The organism is Chloroflexota bacterium, from assembly GCA_015478725.1.
Taxonomy (GTDB): Bacteria; Chloroflexota; Limnocylindria; order Limnocylindrales; family CSP1-4; genus C-114.
The window spans coordinates 49,731-67,073 of record JADMIG010000008.1 but is presented as its reverse complement, the minus strand read 5'-3'; the positions used below and the strand labels follow the sequence as shown (position 1 = coordinate 67,073).

Below are 17,343 nucleotides of genomic sequence, written 5' to 3'. Positions count from 1 at the left end.
CCGCGTTCGGCCCGCTCAGCCTTCCGCGGCTTCGATGGCGAGGACCTTCCTCAGGCGTCGGACGTGGCGCGGCTCACCGGAGAACCGTGCTCCGAGGAACGCCCGGCAGCACTCGAGGGCGAGCTCGATCGCCACGATCCGTGCTCCGAGGCAGAGGATGTTCATGTCGTCGTGTTCGACGCCCTGGTGGGACGAATACGTGTCGTGGCAGACAGAGGCGCGGACGCCACGCATCTTGTTCGCCGCCACGGAGGCGCCCACGCCGCTGCCGCAGATGAGGATCGCCCGGTCCGCCGCCTCGTCCTGGATCGCTCGGCCGGCCCGGACGCTGAAGTCCGGGTAGTCGTCCGCCGGGTCGCTGCCGTCCCCGCCGAGATCGATGAACTCATGCTCGGTCGCGGTGGTCCGCAGGACGCGGAGGAGCTCTCCCTTGAGCGCGGCTCCGCCGTGGTCCGCCGCGAACGCGATCCGCACCTCAGTGGCCGCCGCGGCCGAGCCCGAGGCCGGCCGGCTGATGACCTGGGTCGACGGTGGGTACTCGACCGCGGATCGTCCCGGCGGCAACGCCGCGGGCGACCTCCGCGATGTGGTCCACCGTGAAGCCGAAGTGACTGAAGATCGTGGCCGCCGGCGCCGAGGCGCCGAAATGGTCGATCCCCACGATCGCGCCTTCGTCGCCCACCCAGCGGTCCCAGCCGAGGGTCACTCCTGCCTCCACGCTGAGCCGCCGCCGGACCGCCGGGGGCAGGACGGCCTCCCGGTATGCTGCATCCTGGCGCTCGAACGCCTCCCAGCACGGCAGCGACACGACCCGTGTCCGGACCCCGTCCGCTTCGAGGCGGACGTTCGCCTCCATGGCGAGGCCGAGCTCCGAGCCGGTCGCCATGACGATGAGGTCGATGCCGGACGCGCCGCCGGACGACTCGCGGACGACGTAGCCGCCCCGCCGGACGCCATCGCGCGCGCGGTCCGCGGTCTCGGCGTAGGTGGTGAGCTTCTGGCGGGTGAGGGCGAGCGCCACGGGGCCGTCCCGACGCTCGAGTGCGAGCACCCATGCCGCGGTGGCCTCGTTCGCGTCGCCCGGTCGCACGAACCACAGGTTCGGGATCGCGCGGAGTGCCGCATAGTGCTCGATCGGCTGGTGCGTGGGACCGTCCTCGCCGAGACCGATCGAATCGTGGGTCCAGACGTAGACGATGTGGATCCCGGCGAGTGCGGCGAGGCGGACCGAGCCGCGCATGTAATCGCTGAACTGGAGGAAGGTCCCCACGTACGGGATGAAGCCGCCGTGATAGGCGATCCCGTTCCCGATGCCTCCCATGCCATGCTCGCGGACCCCGAACCTGAGGTTCCGTCCGGGTTCGTCGGCCTCGAAGTCGCCGGCCTCGGCGATGTCCGTGAGGTTGCTCTCGGAGAGGTCCGCGGCGCCGCCGAAGAGCTCCGGCACCCGGTCCGCGAGCGCCTGGATCGATCGCTGACTCACCTGACGGGTGGCGTAGTCCTCGCCGACGTCATACGTCTGGAGACCGTCCGCCCAGCCGGCGCGGAGCTCGCCGGCGATCCGTCGTCGCAGCTCGGCGGCCTCATCCGGGAACGCCTCGGCGTAGCGAGCCAGCCGGGCCTCCCAGGCGGCGACGAGCCGCTCGCCCCGCTCGACGGCCCCGCCCATCGCGACGCGCACCTCGTCCGGCACGTAGAACGATCGATCCGGGTCCCAGCCGTACGCCTCTTTCGTCAGGCGGACTTCTTCCACGCCGAGCGGCGCGCCATGGGCCTTCGAACTGTCCTGCTTGTTCGGGCTGCCGTAGCCGATATGCGTGCGGACGGCGATGAGGCTCGGCCGCTCGTCGATGAGTGCGGCATCGATCGCCGCCTCGATCTCCGCGGTCGCGTTGCCGTCGTGGACGCGCTCGGTGTGCCAGCCGTAGGCGTCGAAGCGTTCGAGGACGTCCTCGCTCCACGCCATGCGGGTCGGCCCGTCCAGCTGGACGTGGTTGTCGTCGTACAGGTAGATGAGCTTGCCGAGGCGGAGGTGGCCGGCGAGGCTCGCCGCCTCCGAGGAGATCCCCTCCTGGAGATCGCCGTCCGAGCAGATCGCGAACGTCCGATGGTCCACGACGGTGTGGCCGGGCCGATCGAACTCCGCGCCGAGCCGCCGTTCGGCGATGGCCATCCCGACGCCGTTGGCGAAGCCCTGGCCGAGCGGACCGGTCGTCGCCTCCACGCCGGCGGTGCGGCCGTGCTCCGGGTGGCCCGGCGTCCGCGATCCCCACTGCCGGAAATGCTCGAGGTCGTCGAGCGTCACGTCGTACCCGGTCAGATGGAGGAGCGAGTAGAGGAGCATGCTCGCGTGGCCGGCGCTCAGGACGAATCGGTCGCGGTCCGGCCAGTGCGGCGTCCGCGGCGCATGGCGCAGGAACCGCGTCCAGAGTGTGTACGCCATCGGCGCCGCGCCCATCGGGGCGCCCGGGTGACCGGAGTTCGCCTTCTGGACGGCGTCGATCGAGAGCGTCCGGATGGTGTCGATCGCGAGCTGGTCGAGCGACGGCTCGGCGGTGCGGGTCGGGTCGGTGGCGGCGGTCATCGGGCATGCTCCGGAGATGGAGGCGAACGTGCCTCGCATCGTACCAGCGCCCGCCGCGAGCGCCCTCGGCCACCGCGCCCGCCCGCGCCGCCGGCGGCCGACCTATGCTGCGCCGCATGTCAGCGGGTCGTCGTCCGGCCGCGCCAGCGAGGGCGCCCTCGGCTCCTCGTTCGCGCCCGACGATCGTCGTCGTCGGCGACCTCATGCTCGACGTCTCGATCGCCCCGGCCGCCCCGCTCCGCTCCGGAACCGATGTGCCGGGCACCGTCCGGTTGCGCCAGGGCGGATCGGCAGCGAACACGGCCCGCTGGGCTGCTCGTCTCGGCGCCCGCTCAGCGCTCGTCTGTGCGGTCGGCCGCGACGCGACAGGACGGAGCCTCGTCCGCGAGCTGCGCATCGTCGGCGTACGCGTCCGCGCCCTCCGTGTCGCCGGCCTGCCCACGGGGCGGATCGGGATCGTCGTCGCGCCGGACGGTGAGCGCTCGTTCGTCGCGGATCGAGGAGCCGCCGACGGGCTCGGCCCCGACCGCCTCGATGCCGCCTGGTTCGCCGGCGCCGACGCGGTCCACCTGCCGGCGTACTCCCTCCTCGGCGAGCCGCTCGGGAGCGCCGGCCGGCGAGCGGCCGCACTCGGTCGGGCCGCGGGGGCGATCGTCAGCGTGGACCTCGCCTCGGCGGGGCCGCTCCTCGCCGGTGGGCGAGTCGCCGCGAGGACGCTCATCGCTCGCATCGCACCCGATCTCCTGTTCGCCACCGCCGCGGAGGCCGAGGCACTCATGGGCGTCTCCGCGCTCGATCGACTCGACCAGCTGGCGGACGTCGTCGTCATCAAGCGCGGCGCACGGGGTGCGTCCGTGCTCGCCCGGACGGCGGATGGCGGCACGCGGCTCGACGTGCCGACGGCGACGATCGCGACGGAGGACACGACCGGGGCCGGCGACGCCTTCGATGCCGGCTTCCTCGTGACCTGGCTCGCGGAGCGTTCCGCAGGCCGCGCGCCGATCCCCGCGCTCCGCCGCGCCGCGGTCGCCGGCAATCGCGCGGCAGCGCGCCAGCTGACCCGGCCGCGTCGCGAGATCGCGGTTGCATCGGGCGCCGGCACACCGGTCGGGCGGCCGTCCGGTACCCTCCGACCGTGAGTCGCAGCGGCCGAACCGCGGGTTCCATCCACGACCGCCTGGTCATCGCGCCCGAGGTGGCCGACGCCCTCGCCGGCGGCGGGCCGGTGGTCGCCCTCGAGTCGACACTCATCAGCCACGGGCTGCCATATCCGGACAACGTCGCGGTCGCGCGCGCCGCCGACGCGGCGGTGCGGGCAGCGGGTGCGACCCCGGCGACGATCGCGGTCCACGACGGGCGCCTCCTCGTGGGGCTCGACGATGGGGCGATCGAGGCGCTCGGGACGGCTCCGGCGGGCACGATCCGCAAGGTCGCCCGCCCGAGCCTCTCCCTCGCTCTGCTCGCCGGCGGATGGGCCGCGACGACCGTTTCGGCCACGATGCTCGGAGCCGACGCGGCGGGCATCCGCGTGCTCGCGACCGGCGGGATCGGCGGTGTCCATCGCGGAGCGCTCGGTGGGGCGCGGCCGAGTCTCGATGTGAGCGCGGACCTCGACGAGCTCGGCCGCACTCCGGTCGCGGTCGTGTGTGCCGGGCCGAAGGCGATCCTCGACGTGGCCGCGACGCTCGAATACCTCGAGACGCGGGGCGTGCCGGTCGTCGCGATCGGCCAGGCGGAGCTGCCGGGCTTCTTCAGCCGGACGAGTGGCCTCCTCGCGCCGGGCCGGGTCGCGGACGACGTCGCCGCGATCGAGCTCGTCCGGACTCACCTTCGGCTCGGACTCGGCTCCGGGATCCTCCTCTGCACGCCCGTTCCGGCGAGTGACGCGCTGCCGGAGGCCGAGGCGCGGCAGGCGATCGAGACGGCCGTCGCGGAGTCAGCCGCCGCCGGCATCGTCGGTCCGGCGCTGACGCCCTGGCTGCTCGCCCGGATCGCGAGCCTCACCGGAGGCGCGTCCGTTCGGGCGAACACTGCGCTCATCGTCCACGATGCCGAGGTCGCCGGTCGGATCGCGAAGGGGCTCGCCGACCGTTGAGCGACCGCTGAGCGGACTGGAACGGGGGCTATACTCAGCGCCCTCCCCGACCTCAGTGAGGCCGAGTCATGCCCGCCCCGCTGCCGAGCCCATCGTCGGCGACGCATCCGAGCTCCCCGCCCGCGATCGACGCCCGTGGGATCCGCCGGATCTACAAGACGAAGCCGAAACCCGTCGTCGCCCTCGACGGCATCGACCTCCTGGTCGCGCCGGGTGAGTTCTTCGGGCTGCTCGGACCGAATGGGGCGGGGAAGACGACGCTCATCAAGATCCTCACCACGCTCCTCCTGCCGTCGGAGGGGACGGCCCGGGTCTTCGGCTTCGACGTCGCGACCCAGACGAAGCAGCTCCGGCGGATCATGAACATGGTCGCCGGCGGCGAGCAGTCGGGCTACGGCATGCTCACCGTTCGCGAGCAGCTCTGGATGTTCAGGCAGTTCTACGGGCTCGGCGTCCGCGACGGCCAGCGCCGGGTCGACGAGCTCATCGAGGCGGTGGGCCTGGAGGAGCAGCGGACCCAGCGGGTCGGGACGCTGTCCACCGGGCAGCGCCAGAAGATGAACTTCGCCAGGGGCCTCCTCAACGACCCGTGGGTCTTCTTCCTCGACGAGCCGACGCTCGGCCTCGATGTCGCGGCCGCACGGGCGGTCCGCGAGCTCGTCGTCGCCTGGAAGGCCGCCGTCCCGGGCCGAACCATCCTCCTCACCACGCACTACATGGCGGAGGCGGACGAGCTCTGCGAGCGGCTCGCCATCGTCGACCACGGCCGGATCCTCGCGATCGGGACTCCGAACGAGCTGAAGCGGCGCGTCCAGCGCGAATCGATCTTCCGACTCGAGCTCGACCACCTCGATGGGGGACCCGCGACCCTTGCCCGGCTGCCCGGCGTGGTCAGCGCCGTCCCCGCGACGGACGCCGATCGGGTCGATGCGGACGCACGCCAGACGGTGACGATGAACCTCGTCCTGGTCGACGATGCCGCGCTCGGCGGCGTCGTGGGTGCGCTCGGCGGCCTGGGCGCCCAGATCGTTTCGCTCCGCAAGTCGGAGCCGAGCCTCGAGGATGTCTTCGTGGAGCTCGTGGGCCGCGGTTTCGACGACACCTCCGATCCGACCGCGGGGCCGGCCGCCGCCGAGCTGGCTTCGACGTGAGCGCCTACGTCCACCGGCCGACGGCGAGCCCGGCCGAGGCGGCCGCCTGGGAACCACGCCACGAGCTCATGACGAACATCCGCGGGATCGGCGGACGGGCCTACCCGCGCGTCTCCGGCATCTTCCGCGAACGGAGCTGGCTCTTCTTCGAGATCCTCCTCCCGTTCATGACGACGGCCGGCTTCGTCTACGTCTACCGCGCACTCCACGCGCCGCCGGAGTACGTCGGCTTCGTCGTCCTCGGCGGGGCGATGACGGCGTTCTGGCTCAACGTCATGTGGATGATGGCCGCCCAGCTGTACTGGGAGAAGGACCAGGGCAATCTCGAGCTCTACTTCACCGCCCCGGTGAGCATGATGAGCATCCTGCTCGGGATGGCCGTCGGGGGGCTCGTCATGAGCGCGGTGCGCGCTTCGGTCGTGCTCGTCATCGGAGCCATCGCCTTCGACGTCCGGTTCGGCGTCGACCAGTGGGGCCTCCTCGCCGCGGTCTTCCTCCTCACCCTCGCTGCGCTGTACGGCCTCGGGATGGTCCTCGCCAGCCTGTTCCTCCTCTGGGGTCGCGAGGCGTGGCACCTCACCCAGCTCGCGGTGGAGCCGGTCTACTTCGTGTCCGGCCTCAATTTCCCGGTCGGCGGCTGGGAGCCCTCGGCACCCTCGCCATCTCGACGATCCCGCTCGCCGTGGGGCTCGACGCGATGCGGCAGCTCGCATTCGTCGGCGGGAGTGCCTCGTTCGGGACCCCGTCGCCATCGGTGGAGGCGGGCATCCTCGTGGTCATGACCGTCGTCTTCCTCGTCGTGGCTCGCTGGATGCTCGCCGCACTCGAGCAGCGGGCCCGCGCGGAGGGGCGCCTGTCCCTCCGCTGGGGCTGAGCGGCGATGGACGTCGGCAGCGCCGTCGGGCGACCGCGGAGATCCGAGCGCGGCGATGGCTGGCGCGCGTTCGGGACCGCCGCGCGCCTCGGCTGGCAGATGGAGGCGAACTGGACGGACCCGGTCCTGTTCGCCATCTACTCGGTCGCCAAGCCGGTCCTGGGCCGAGGGGTCGCCCGGGTGGGTGTCGGGCTCATCGGGGCGGTCATCGCCCTCGGCGTCGGCTTCGTCTTCCTCGGCGTCGGCTTCGATCCCGCCCGCGTGGACCCGATCCTCAGCGGGGTCTCGATGGTCGTCGGCCTCGGTGCGGTCGTCGCGATCGGGATCCTCATGGCCGCCGTCTGCCTCCAGACCCGGCAGGACTCGTGGCGCTATCCCGAGGCGCTCGCCGGGGCGCTGTTCCTCATCTCGGGCGTGGTCTTCCCGCTGTCCGTCCTCCCCGATCCCGTCCAGGCGGTCGGCCTCGTCTCTCCGCTGAGCTGGTGGATCGAGGGCGTTCGGCGGGGTCTTCTGCCGGACAGTCCGACCGGGATCGGCGGCAGCGGATCGCTCTTCGAGCGGCTCGTCCATGCCGATCGACCGGACCCCGTGACGATCGTCGCCGCCTTGCTGGTCACCGGGGTCGTGGTTACACTCGCGGCGACACTCGCGTTCCGGGTCAGTGAGCGCCGAGCGAAGGATCGTGGCCTCATCGACCAGACGACGGGGTACTGACAGTCCGAGGGCCAGATGCGGATCTACGAGGGCAGCCCGCGCCAGGATTTCGAGGAGGTCTTCCGCTCGATCGGCGCGTTCCTCGATCAGCGCGGCATGAAGGAGGTCCTCCTCGTCGAGGCTCCCGACGGGTTCATCGTGCAGGGGATCGTGGTATCGGCGACGACCGGCGAGGGCGGCTGGTCCGAATCCATGGGTCGGCTCGGCAAGGAGACGCTCACCTTCGTCGACGACGACATCGCCCGGTTCCTCGACGAGGCGATCGCCCGACGCGGTGCCATGGCGAACCTCGATCCCGTCGCCGCGAAGGCCACCTGGGATGCCGCCGGCTACTATGAGCGGGCGTTCCGCGTCCTCGGCCGGTACATGGACGAACAGAAGCCGCGCGACGTGTTCTTCTTCGAGCAGGACGGCGCCTTCGTCGTCCGTCTGCTCATGGCCGATCAGTCCGGCAGCCATCACGTCCTCGCCGAGTTCACCCGGGAGGACATCGACGGGCTCGTCGCCCAGGGCCCGAGTCTCCGGATCCCGCCCAACGCGTCCGGCGGCGCGGCGCCGAACTGACCCGCGACCAGGAGGTACAGATGAAAGCACTGCGGACCGTCGCCATAGCCCTCGGCGTCACGCTCGGCGCGCTCATCGTCATCCCGCTCCTCGTGCTGGCCGGCCTGTTCGTCTGGCTCAAGCTCACCGAAGAGGCGGACGACGAGGCCCTCGAGCTCGACCAGGAAGGCGCCTGATCGAACCTTCCCGCGCCGGAGTCTCCGGCCCGGCCACCGCAGCGACGCCCGCCGACCGCCCGGCGGGCGTCTCCATGTCGGTGGCGCCGATCGTGGAGCGCCGATCTCCGATCGCACCTCGGTCGTCGTTCGAGTTCCGGGCGGCCGAACTCGCCTGCGTCGGCGTCATGGTCCTCTGGGCGGCGAACTTCGTCGTCGTCAAGGCGACGATCCCGGTCCTCAGCCCGATCGGCTACGCGTTCCTCCGCTTCAGTCTGGCGGCGCTCGTCCTGCTCGCGATCTGCCGCCTCCGGGAAGGGTCGATCTCGATCCCCCGTCGCGACGTGCCGGCCCTCGCGGGCCTCGGGTTCCTCGGCTTCGGGATCTACCAGATGCTCTGGTCCACGGCCCTCGACTCGACGAGTGTCGGCAACTCGGCGCTCATCATCGGCTCGACGCCGATCTTCACGGCGCTCGTCGCCGTCGTCATCGGCACCGACACGCTGAGTCCCCCCAAGGCGATCGGGGCGGCCGTCGCGTTCGGCGGCGTCGTGCTCGTCGCCGCCAGTCACGGGCTCGCCCTCGACAGCGCCGGGCTCGGCGACCTCGTCACGCTCATCGCGGCGGTCTGCTGGGCGGGCTACGTGAGCTTCGGGGCAAGCGTCCTGCGGCGGTTCTCGCCCCTCCGGGCGACGGCGTGGACGGTGACGTTCGGTGCGCTGGCGCTCGCGCCGTTCGGCATCTGGCAGCTCGCCGGTGTGGACGTCAGCCGGGTGGGGGTCGCCCAGCTCGCAGGCCTCGCCTATTCCGGTTTCCTCTCGACCGCCCTCGGCAACGTCGTCATCTTCTGGGGGATCTCGCTCGTCGGCCCCACCCGCATCACGAACCTGCAGTTCCTCACCCCGGCGTTCGCGATCGTCCTCGCGGCGATCGTCCTCGGCGAGCCGATCCTCGCCGCCCAGATCGTCGGCGGGATGATCATCGTGCTCGGCGTGTCGATCGCGAGGCGTGATCCGCGGCTTCGGGCGGCGATGGCGTGATGGACGAGCCGCCCCTTGCCATCCTCGTCGACTACGACGGGACGATCGCGCTCACGGACGTCTCGGACATCGTCGTGGCGACCCACGCGCCGGGCGGCTGGGAGCGCTTCGCCGCGCAGTACGACGAGGGTCGGCTCGGCTCCCGTCGGCTCATGGAATGGGAGGTCGCCCGGATGCCGGCGGATGCGGGTCCGCTCCTCGCGACCGCGGCTGCGCAGCCCCACGACCCGGCCTTCGCGCCGTTCGTCTGGCGGGCCCGTGAGGCGGGCGTGCCCGTCGAGGTCGTGTCGGACGGATTCGGCTTCTTCATCGCGCCGGCTCTCGCCCGCCTCGGCCTTCCGGATGTGCCGATCGCGACCGCGGCCATGACGTGGGACGGGAACGGTCCGCCGGCGATCGCCTGGCCGTACGGCCATCCACGGTGTTTCGTCTGCGGCACATGCAAGCGAGAGCGGGTCCTCGCCCAGCGCGCGGCCGGGCGGGCCGTCGTCTTCGTCGGCGACGGCGAGTCGGACCGCTACGCGGCCGGCTATGCGGACCTCATCTTCGCGAAGCGGGCCCTCGTCCCGATCTGTGTCGCCAACGGCTGGCCATATCGACCCTGGAGCGACTTCGCCGAGATCGACGCCTGGCTCACGGAGACGCTCGCGGCGTGGCACGCGGATGCAGCGAGTCCGCTCATGCCTCGCCCGCGGGACCGTCCGTTCTTCTGCGGACCCGAGGTCTGGGGCGATGACGTGGCGGATCCGCCGGCATGACCGCGAGTCGAGCGGTCTCCGCCCGTCCGCGATCGGCCGCCCGTTGTCTCATCCGCTCATCCGTGGAACGTTCGTCACGGCCGCGGTGTTCGGGGCGGCACGTTCCCTCGCCCGTCACGCTCAGCGGGGCACGATCCTTCAGCGCTGAGGCGGGATCGAGCCCGAGAACCCGCACGTACGTTCCCTGGATGAACGTACGAGAGATCCTCCGCGGCCGGCCGGCGTCATGTCCACGAGCCCGCGACCCGCGGGTACGCCGAGTTGCCCTCGGGCCGGTATTCCGATAGCATTCGAAAAACCCCCGGAGGACCCGACCCATGGCGAAGTATGTCTTTGTGACCGGTGGCGTCACCTCCTCGCTGGGAAAGGGCATCACCGCCGCGAGCATCGGCCGTCTCCTCAAGGCGCGTGGGCTGCACGTCTCGATCCTCAAGCTCGACCCGTATATCAACGTCGACCCGGGGACGATGAGCCCGTACCAGCACGGCGAGGTCTTCGTCACGGACGACGGAGCGGAGACGGATCTCGACCTCGGCCACTACGAGCGGTTCATCGACGAGAACCTCAGCCAGCTCTCCAACGTCACGACCGGCCGCATCTACCAGGCCGTGATCGGGAAGGAGCGGCGCGGCGACTATCTCGGCGGAACGGTCCAGGTGATCCCCCACATCACCAACGAGATCAAGGAGCGGATCGGTCGCGTGGCGCGCGATGGCGACCCGGACGTCGTCATCGTCGAGGTGGGCGGCACCGTCGGCGACATCGAGAGCCTGCCGTTCCTCGAGGCCATCCGCCAGATGCGCAAGGACGTGGGCCGGGCGAACGTCATGTACGTCCACGTGACGCTCCTGCCGGCCCTTGCGGCGACCGGCGAACTCAAGACGAAACCCACCCAGCACTCCGTGAAGGAGCTGCGGGGCATCGGCATCCAGCCGGACATCATCGTCCTTCGCAGCGACCACCCGGTGAGCGACGACATTCGCGACAAGATCGCCCTGTTCACGGACGTGGCGTCCGAGGCGGTCATCCCGGCGGAGACGGCCGAGACGATCTATGAGGTCCCGCTGCTCTTCGAGGCGGCAGGGCTCGGCCGGCTCATCGTGCGCGACCTCGGGCTCGGCAACCCGGACGCGGCGCCGGACCTCGACTCGTGGCGAGCCCTCGTCGCCCGGATCAAGGCCCCCAAGCCGGAGCTCGACATCGCGCTCGTCGGCAAGTACATCGAGCTGCCGGACGCCTACCTCTCGGTGACGGAGGCGCTCAAGCACGCCGCCTGGGCCAACGGCGTCGATGTCCACGTCCGCTGGGTGGACAGCGAGGCGCTCACGGGCGAGAACGTCGCGGAGCGGCTCGCCGGAGCGGCCGGGATCCTCGTCCCGGGGGGATTCGGCCACCGCGGCATCGAGGGCAAGGTCGTCGCCGCCCATTACGCTCGCGATCGGCGCGTCCCGTACCTCGGCCTGTGCCTCGGTCTCCAGTGTGCCGTCATCGAGTTCGCCCGCGACGTGATCGGGACGCCGGACGCCAACTCCACCGAATTCGACATGTTCACCCAGCACCCGGTCATCGATTTCATGCCGGACCAGCGCGAGCTCGAGGACAAGGGTGGGACGATGCGCCTCGGCCTCTATCCCGCCCGTCTCACGCCCGGGTCGCGCGCCGCCGCCGTCTATGGCCGAGAGGTCATCTACGAGCGGCACCGCCATCGGTTCGAGGTCAACAACCGGTATCGCCAGGTGCTCGAGGGCGCCGGCCTTGTCCTCTCCGGCCAGTCGCCGGACGGCCGGCTCGTGGAGATCGTCGAGCTCGTCGATCATCCGTGGTTCGTGGCCAGCCAGTTCCACCCCGAGTTCAAGAGCCGCCCGGAGCGCCCGCATCCGCTGTTCGACGGGTTCGTCGCCAGCGCCATCGCCGTGCGCGACGGTCGGACGCCGATCCTGCGGTCGCGAGGGGACGCGTCGCACGACGATGCCGCGACCGACATCCTCGCGCGAGCGGAGGTCCATCTGGCGGCGACGCCGGAGGCCTGACGCTCCTGGCCCGGCGCGCCCTGACCTGACTGACCGCCCCTGGCCCGGCGCGCGTCTTGCACGGCCCTTACATTCGGGGCGAGCGACGCGGGTGAACCGCGCCGGGGTCGGGTGCATCGTGGCCGGCATGGACGACGCGGATCCAGGTCCCTCGCCGGGCGGACGTTCGGCGCAGCGCTCGGACCCCTCGAGAATCCGCCGACCGGAGATACCGATGCGTACTACCTCGATCGCCATCACCCCGATGCGCCTGCTCCTCAGCGCGGGCGCCCTCCTCCTCGCCGTCGCCGTCGGCGCGACCGCCGCGACCGCCGGCGGAGCCGGAGCCAGCGCGACCTCGCCGGTCGCTGCCGGCGGTGCCGCCACGGCCCTCGTCCCGACCGCGGCGGACCTCGCGCTCGCCGCGAACACGTCGACCGCGAACGTCACGGCCGCCCCGGCCAGGGGCCGCGGCGGCCTCCTGCGACGCTTCCTCGGCCACGCCGAGCGCGTCCAGATCACCGTCGCGACCGCGAAGGGCGACAAGACGATCCTCTACGTCCGGGGCCAGATCACCGCCCTGTCGTCGACGAGCGTGACCATCACGATGAAGGACAAGGCGACCCAGTCGTTCACGATCGACACGGCCACGAAGGTCCGCGAGAAGGGCAAGGCCGTGCAGCCATCCGGCCTCGCGACCGGCGAGCGGGCGATGGTCCTCGGTCTCCAGAACCCGGACGGTTCGTACACCGCGAAGCTCATCCGGGCCGCTGTCCCGGCCGCGCCGGGTCCGGCGGCCCCAGCGTCGGCGGCGCCGAGCAACTGACGGCGGCCCTCCCAGCTGCAGGCGGCCGGCCTCGTCCCGAGGCCGGCCGCTTTCGCGCGCCGACGGCATCTGCCGGCCGGCGGCGTACCATGGGCGCGGCCACCCGAGCGCCGGGGTGAGCGGCGACCCGTCTCGACCGCGACCCGGCCCGTCCCGACCGGAAGGATCCTGCCGATGAAGATCTTCCTCGACACCGCGGAAATCGACGAGATCAAGATCGCCGCCCGCTGGGGCGTGCTCGACGGCGTCACCACGAATCCCAGCCTCTACGCGAAGGTGAGCAACGCGTCCTACGAGTCGATCCTTGCCGAGGTGTGCCGGATCACGTCCGGCCCGGTGAGCGCCGAGGTCGTCGCGGAGGACGTCGAGGGCATGCTGAGCCAGGGCCGGGCGTTCGCCAAGATCGCCCCGAACATCGTCGTCAAGGTCCCCATGAGCGAGACCGGCCTCGAGGCGATCGCGCGCTTCGCGGATGAGGGCATCAAGACGAACTGCACCCTCATCTTCACGGCGAACCAGGGCCTCCTTGCCGCCAAGGCGGGAGCGAGCCTCATCAGCCCGTTCGTCGGTCGGCTCGACGACATCAATCAGGACGGGATGATCGTCATCCGCGAGCTGGCCGAGATCTTCGCCATCCACGAGATCGAATCCGAGGTCCTCGCCGCCTCGATCCGCAACCCGCTGCACATGACGCAGGCCGCCCTCGCCGGCGCCCACATCGCGACGCTGCCGTTCAAGATCCTTCAGCAGATGGTCCACCATCCGCTCACGGATACGGGCATCGAGCAATTCCGCGCCGACTGGGCGAAGGCCCAGGCCTCGCTCGCTGCCAGGGCAAACGCCTGACCGGTCCCCTGATCGGGGGGCCACGAGGCGCGTCTGGCAGACTCCGCGCATGCCGCTCGTGGTCGTCTTCGGGCTCGCCCTCATCGAGATATGGGCGGCCGTGCCGGCCGGCATCGCCCTCGGCGTCCCGGCGATCGCCATCTGGATCGTCACGGTCCTCGGTTCGCTCGTCGGGATCTCGGTCGTCCTCTTCGCTGGGGTCCGGATCCGCGATCGGCTCGGCCGGTCCCACGGAAGAGGCGCGCCGCGCACGGGCCGGCTCGAACGGATCTGGCTCCGCTACGGCGTCGTGGGCTGGGGCCTGATCTCGCCGCTCGTCATGGCGCCGCCGATGGGGACGGCGGTCGCCCTCATCCTCGGCGCTCCCCGGTCGCGGCTCCTCGCGAGCATGGCCGCCGGCGTGGTGCTCTGGACGACCGTCCTTGTCGCCGCCGGCTCGGCCGGCGTCGCGTTCCTCCACATCGCGACCGGGGGCCGTTGACGAACCGCCGACCGAGCGCCTAGACTCACGCCATTCCCCTCACTCGCCCTGCAGCGGCCCGATTCCGCGCGAGCGACCGGTGAGAGGCGGAACGTCCCTCCCAGCATCGGTGAGCCCTTCCTCATGCCACAACTCGGTCCCGATCAGCGCGATCGTCAGCGTCGCCGCACCCGTCGCCGCCCGCCACAGGGTGCCATCCGCGGCCCCGTCACCGAATACGACGAGCAGCAGGAGCTCGAAGCCGCCCGCGAGCGGAACGACCTCGACATCGGCGATCTCCTTGAGATGAGCGTGGCCGAGCTCCGCGCGATCGCCCGCGACCTCGAGCTCGAGACGGGCACCCAGGAGCGCCGCGACGACATCGCCGACCGCATCCTCCAGGCCCAGACAGAGCGGGCGGGCCTCGACTACGCGAGCGGGATCCTCGATGTCGTGGACGAGGGCTTCGGCTTCATCCGGCGGCACGGCCTCCTGCCGAGCCCGGACGATGTCTACGTCTCGTCGAGCCAGGTCCGCCGCTACGGGCTCCGAGTCGGCGATCGGGTCGCCGGTGCGGTCCGCGCCCCGCACGAGGGGGAGAAGTACTGGGGCCTCCTCCGCGTCGATGCCGTCAACAGCGTCGACTCCGAGAGCGCCCGCCGGCGCGATCACTTCGCCGACCTCACGCCGATCCATCCGGACGAGCTGATCAATCTCGAGACGGATCCGAAGAACCTCAGTCAGCGGCTCATCAACCTCGTCAACCCGATCGGGAAGGGTCAGCGAGCGCTCATCGTCAGCCCGCCGAAGGCCGGCAAGACGATGCTCCTCAAGCAGATCGCGAACGGCGTGACGGCGAACTACCCGGACATCCTCCTCATGGTCGCGCTCATCGGCGAGCGGCCGGAGGAGGTGACGGACATGCGACGGAGCGTCAAGGGCGAGGTCATCAGCTCGACGTTCGACGAGCCTACCGAGAACCACACCCACGTCGCGGAGATGGCCCTCGAGATCGCCAAGCGCCAGGTCGAGACCGGTCGCGATGTAGTCATCCTCCTCGACTCAATCACTCGTCTCGCTCGTGCCTACAACCTCGCCCTCCCGCCGTCCGGCCGGACGCTCTCCGGTGGCATCGATCCGATCGCCCTCTACCCGCCAAAGCGGTTCTTCGGGGCGGCCCGCAACATCGAGGAGGGTGGCTCGCTCACGATCATCGGCACCTGCCTCATCGACACCGGCTCGCGGATGGATGACGTCATCTACGAGGAGTTCAAGGGGACCGGCAACAGCGAGCTTATCCTCGACCGGAAGCTCGCCGAGAAGCGGATCTTCCCGGCCATCGACGTCCAGCGATCCGGCACCCGGCGCGAGGAGCTCCTCCTCGAGGACGGGACGCTGAAGATGGTCTGGACGATGCGGCGGATGCTCTCCGCCGTGGGCACGAACGAAGGGATCGAATTGCTCCTCAACCGGATCAGCAAGACCGAGAGCAACGCCCAGTTCCTCGCCACACTCACCAAGACCCTCGACGCGTAGCCGACGCCGGAAGCGGGGGCGATGGCCCGCTGACCTACGACTCGGGTCGTGGTTTGCGCAGAAGCCACACGTCTGCTACGGTTCGCCCGTCCTCAGAGCCCGGTACTTCCGTCGGGCCCCAGCCCTATACGAGACCCCCAGCTCGATAGCGCGACCCCGGACGGTCGACCGCACTCCACGTCCATGGCTGTCGTCATGGACACGCGCCGACCTCGCGTCCCCTGACCGTCCTTCTGCCAGGAGACCGTATTGCGCAACGCAGCGGTCGGTGTCCGACGCCTGTTCACGCGTCTCCGCACCGGCCTGAAGACACGACCGTCGGCCATCCTCACGGCGTCCGGTGGCGGCGGCATCGCTCGCCTGCGCGGCGCCCGGCTCCGCCTCACGGCGGCCATTCGGCCGGCGATCCGCCCGCGATCGGTGGGATCCACGGCGTCGGCTCGGCCCCGCGATCCTCGCCGGACGCACGGCTCCGGCGCGCACCCGATCCATCCTTCCGGCGGCCGGCTCCGGCGGGTACTCGCGACGGCCGCGGTCCTGCGGGCCGCCCCCCGTGCAACGATCGGGCGATTCATCCCGAACCAGCTGCCCCGCGAACGACTCATCCCGATCGGGGTCGCCGCCCTGCTGCTCGTCGCGTCGGCATTCAGCGTCGCCGGCGGCGCGCCCGCCGCCGGCGGCACCGGCAGCGCGCAGTCCGGTGGGACGCCGCCCCGGATTGCGATCGGCGGGCCGACGGGTCCGGGCCCGGCGGTTGCCGGGACGATCGGCTCCGGCTTGCCGGAGTCCATCGACGGCGCCCCGATCGACGCCGGCCTGCCCGTCGGCTCGATCTCGCCGTTCGCGCAGACCGACCCGTCGCTCGCGCCGAAGACCGGACCGTTCCTCGCCGACGGGACGCTCCTCATGCCAGTCGCCGTGGACACGACTGTCGCGGATGGGAGCAGCAAGCTCACGAACTACACGGTCCGCAGCGGCGACACCCTCACCGGGATCGCGAACCACTTCGGTGTGAGCATGATGAGCATCTGGTGGGCGAACAAGCTCACCTCGAAGGACGAGCTCCACATCGGTCAGGTCCTCGTCATCCCGCCGGTGAGCGGCCTTGTCCTCACCGTGGCGAATGGCGACACGCTCGCGACGATCGCCGCCCGGACCGGCGTCCCGGCGGACGAGATCGTGACCTACAACGGGCTTCGGGACCGCAACCTCGTCATCGGTCAGAAGCTCATCCTCCCCGGAGCGGTCGGCAAGGCGATCCCGACCCCGAAGCCGATCGCGCTGGCCGCGTCGGGCTCGTCCGGCGGCGGTGGTGGTGGGGTCGCGTACCGTCCCGCCCCGGCGTCGTACGCCGGCGGCACATTCGCCTGGCCGGTCCCCGGCGGGTTCATCAGTCAGTATTTCTGGTGGGGCCACCAGGCGCTCGACATCGCGGCCTCGTATGGCTCGCCGATCCTTGCGGCCGCAGCCGGCGTCGTGATCTGGGCCGGCTATCGGAACAACGAAGGCGGCTACCAGGTCTGGATCTCCCACGGCAGCGGCCTCTACACCGGCTACTACCACATGTCGTCGATCGGCGTTGGCGTGGGCGAGCAGGTCGGCCGCGGCTCGGAGATCGGGCGGATCGGGACGAGCGGCGTGGCGACCGGACCGCACTGCCACTTCGAGGTGTGGCGCGGCTACCCGTGGGCGAGCGGCTCGTACCGGGTCAACCCGCTCGGGTATCTGTAG

At 71.1% G+C, this 17,343-nt stretch carries 16 protein-coding genes and 1 pseudogene; 15 read left to right on the top strand and 2 right to left on the bottom strand.

The genetic code is table 11. The features are described 5' to 3' along the window. Positions 1–15 precede the first annotated feature (15 nt). Together IVW53_07590 and tkt are read right to left on the bottom strand one after the other, a co-directional pair. Positions 16–474: an RpiB/LacA/LacB family sugar-phosphate isomerase gene (locus tag IVW53_07590; protein MBF6605427.1), complete on the bottom strand. Its 459-nt coding sequence runs from the start codon at positions 472–474 to the stop codon at positions 16–18. Between the two features lies 1 nt (position 475). After that, a complete protein-coding gene (gene tkt, locus IVW53_07585; GenBank protein ID MBF6605426.1) occupies positions 476–2,584 on the bottom strand; it encodes a transketolase in 2,109 nt (702 codons plus the stop codon). A 116-nt stretch (positions 2,585–2,700) separates the two neighbouring features. On the opposite strand from tkt, the gene IVW53_07580 reads away from it, so the two are divergent. The 15 genes and pseudogenes from IVW53_07580 to IVW53_07510 all read left to right on the top strand — a co-directional run bounded on the left by IVW53_07580 (position 2,701) and on the right by IVW53_07510 (position 17,343). Then, positions 2,701–3,723 (top strand): carbohydrate kinase family protein, encoded by a 1,023-nt coding sequence (locus IVW53_07580; protein MBF6605425.1) that lies wholly within the window; start codon positions 2,701–2,703, stop codon positions 3,721–3,723. A gap of 26 nt (positions 3,724–3,749) precedes the next feature. Next, positions 3,750–4,679 carry a pseudouridine-5'-phosphate glycosidase gene (locus IVW53_07575; GenBank protein MBF6605424.1) on the top strand — a complete coding sequence of 310 codons (930 nt, stop codon included), beginning with the start codon at positions 3,750–3,752 and terminating at the stop codon, positions 4,677–4,679. Positions 4,680–4,747: 68 nt separating this feature from the next. Beyond that, on the top strand, positions 4,748–5,830 hold the full coding sequence (locus tag IVW53_07570; GenBank protein MBF6605423.1) for an ABC transporter ATP-binding protein: 1,083 nt from the start codon (positions 4,748–4,750) through the stop codon (positions 5,828–5,830). A gap of 68 nt (positions 5,831–5,898) precedes the next feature. Then, positions 5,899–6,704, top strand: a pseudogene (locus IVW53_07565) (ABC transporter permease). A gap of 6 nt (positions 6,705–6,710) precedes the next feature. Then, positions 6,711–7,418 carry an ABC transporter permease gene (locus IVW53_07560; GenBank protein ID MBF6605422.1) on the top strand — a complete coding sequence of 236 codons (708 nt, stop codon included), beginning with the start codon at positions 6,711–6,713 and terminating at the stop codon, positions 7,416–7,418. A 15-nt stretch (positions 7,419–7,433) separates the two neighbouring features. Further along, on the top strand, positions 7,434–7,982 hold the full coding sequence (locus IVW53_07555; protein MBF6605421.1) for a hypothetical protein: 549 nt from the start codon (positions 7,434–7,436) through the stop codon (positions 7,980–7,982). A gap of 20 nt (positions 7,983–8,002) precedes the next feature. Beyond that, entirely contained in the window at positions 8,003–8,158 is a 156-nt protein-coding gene (locus IVW53_07550) for a hypothetical protein (protein MBF6605420.1), read from the top strand. 92 nt (positions 8,159–8,250) lie between these two features. Continuing rightward, positions 8,251–9,177, top strand: a complete 927-nt coding sequence (locus tag IVW53_07545; GenBank protein MBF6605419.1) for a DMT family transporter — start codon at positions 8,251–8,253, stop codon at positions 9,175–9,177. Continuing rightward, complete coding sequence (locus IVW53_07540; GenBank protein ID MBF6605418.1) at positions 9,177–9,935, top strand: HAD-IB family phosphatase; 759 nt, start codon at positions 9,177–9,179, stop codon at positions 9,933–9,935. Before IVW53_07545 ends, IVW53_07540 begins: the two co-directional genes overlap by 1 nt. 317 nt (positions 9,936–10,252) lie before the next feature. After that, a complete protein-coding gene (locus IVW53_07535; GenBank protein ID MBF6605417.1) occupies positions 10,253–11,965 on the top strand; it encodes a CTP synthase in 1,713 nt (570 codons plus the stop codon). Positions 11,966–12,179: 214 nt separating this feature from the next. Next, positions 12,180–12,770: a hypothetical protein gene (locus IVW53_07530; protein MBF6605416.1), complete on the top strand. Its 591-nt coding sequence runs from the start codon at positions 12,180–12,182 to the stop codon at positions 12,768–12,770. A gap of 174 nt (positions 12,771–12,944) precedes the next feature. After that, positions 12,945–13,616 (top strand): fructose-6-phosphate aldolase, encoded by a 672-nt coding sequence (gene fsa / locus IVW53_07525; GenBank protein MBF6605415.1) that lies wholly within the window; start codon positions 12,945–12,947, stop codon positions 13,614–13,616. 49 nt (positions 13,617–13,665) lie between these two features. Further along, a complete protein-coding gene (locus tag IVW53_07520) occupies positions 13,666–14,097 on the top strand; it encodes a small multi-drug export protein (protein ID MBF6605414.1) in 432 nt (143 codons plus the stop codon). Between the two features lie 123 nt (positions 14,098–14,220). Next, positions 14,221–15,612: a transcription termination factor Rho gene (gene rho, locus IVW53_07515; protein MBF6605413.1), complete on the top strand. Its 1,392-nt coding sequence runs from the start codon at positions 14,221–14,223 to the stop codon at positions 15,610–15,612. Between the two features lie 249 nt (positions 15,613–15,861). Further along, a complete protein-coding gene (locus tag IVW53_07510; GenBank protein ID MBF6605412.1) occupies positions 15,862–17,343 on the top strand; it encodes a M23 family metallopeptidase in 1,482 nt (493 codons plus the stop codon).

What these genes read in the sequence shown, in the direction of transcription:
- IVW53_07550 (MBF6605420.1), top strand. Translation starts at nt 8,003, where the DNA reads ATGAAAGCACTGCGGACCGTCGCCATAGCCCTCGGCGTCACGCTCGGC.
- tkt (MBF6605426.1), bottom strand. Translation starts at nt 2,584, where the DNA reads ATGACCGCCGCCACCGACCCGACCCGCACCGCCGAGCCGTCGCTCGAC.
- IVW53_07520 (MBF6605414.1), top strand. Translation starts at nt 13,666, where the DNA reads ATGCCGCTCGTGGTCGTCTTCGGGCTCGCCCTCATCGAGATATGGGCG.
- IVW53_07560 (MBF6605422.1), top strand. Translation starts at nt 6,711, where the DNA reads ATGGACGTCGGCAGCGCCGTCGGGCGACCGCGGAGATCCGAGCGCGGC.
- IVW53_07530 (MBF6605416.1), top strand. Translation starts at nt 12,180, where the DNA reads ATGCGTACTACCTCGATCGCCATCACCCCGATGCGCCTGCTCCTCAGC.
- IVW53_07535 (MBF6605417.1), top strand. Translation starts at nt 10,253, where the DNA reads ATGGCGAAGTATGTCTTTGTGACCGGTGGCGTCACCTCCTCGCTGGGA.
- IVW53_07540 (MBF6605418.1), top strand. Translation starts at nt 9,177, where the DNA reads ATGGACGAGCCGCCCCTTGCCATCCTCGTCGACTACGACGGGACGATC.
- fsa (MBF6605415.1), top strand. Translation starts at nt 12,945, where the DNA reads ATGAAGATCTTCCTCGACACCGCGGAAATCGACGAGATCAAGATCGCC.
- IVW53_07555 (MBF6605421.1), top strand. Translation starts at nt 7,434, where the DNA reads ATGCGGATCTACGAGGGCAGCCCGCGCCAGGATTTCGAGGAGGTCTTC.
- IVW53_07580 (MBF6605425.1), top strand. Translation starts at nt 2,701, where the DNA reads ATGTCAGCGGGTCGTCGTCCGGCCGCGCCAGCGAGGGCGCCCTCGGCT.
- IVW53_07570 (MBF6605423.1), top strand. Translation starts at nt 4,748, where the DNA reads ATGCCCGCCCCGCTGCCGAGCCCATCGTCGGCGACGCATCCGAGCTCC.
- rho (MBF6605413.1), top strand. Translation starts at nt 14,221, where the DNA reads ATGCCACAACTCGGTCCCGATCAGCGCGATCGTCAGCGTCGCCGCACC.